Below are 690 nucleotides of genomic sequence, written 5' to 3'. Positions count from 1 at the left end.
ACATGATCTGGTTCGGCGTGCTGCTGTGCGTGAACATGCAGACGAGCTTCATGCACCCGCCGTTCGGCTTTGCGCTGTTCTACCTGCGCAGCATCGCCGACACGCTGTTCAAGCAGGGGTCGCTGCCGCGCAAGGTGCTGTCGAGCGACATCTACCTCGGCTCGATCCCGTGGGTGCTGCTGCAGATCCTGCTGGTGGTGATCGTGATCCTCTTCCCGCAGACGGTGACGGTCTTCCTCGACAAGGAAGTGAAGGTCGACGTCGACAAGGTGAAGATCGAGATGCCTGACGGCGACACCTACCGCTCGAAGGACGAGAACCTCGACGACCTGTTCAAGAACGCGTCGCCGTCCCCCGACGAGAAGAAGCCGGAAGAGAAGAAGTGAGCGAGAGCGAGCCGCTGGTGGCGGCGGAGGGCCCGGCCTTTCCGCCGTTCGTGAAGCTGCTGCTGACGGCCCTCACCGCCGCGGTGTTCGCGGCCGGCGCGCTGGCGCTCGACCAGGCAGCGCTGCGCAATGCCTCCATCAGCGCGAAGCTGCTGGTGGCCGGCGGCCTGCTGGTGCTGCTGGTGACGAACTACTGGGTGCTGAAGAGCCGCATCCGCATCGATGCGCGCGTGATCGAGCAGACGTGGATGTGGACCAAGCGCGTGCGCTGGGCCGACGTGGGGCAGGCCAAGCTGATCTACAT

1 protein-coding gene and 1 pseudogene are annotated in these 690 nt (G+C 64.6%); both read left to right on the top strand.

The features are described from left to right. Positions 1-386: TRAP transporter large permease subunit (locus AC1D15_RS35745; RefSeq protein ID WP_477829820.1), on the top strand; the 386-nt coding region annotated here is incomplete at its 5' end. Next, positions 383-690: pseudogene (locus AC1D15_RS35740) on the top strand (hypothetical protein); the annotation flags it as partial. The gene AC1D15_RS35745 and the pseudogene AC1D15_RS35740, both read left to right, overlap by 4 nt.

This window comes from Rhizobacter sp. P2_H2 (genome assembly GCF_056403375.1).
This window is presented reverse-complemented; position numbering and strand designations above follow the sequence as displayed.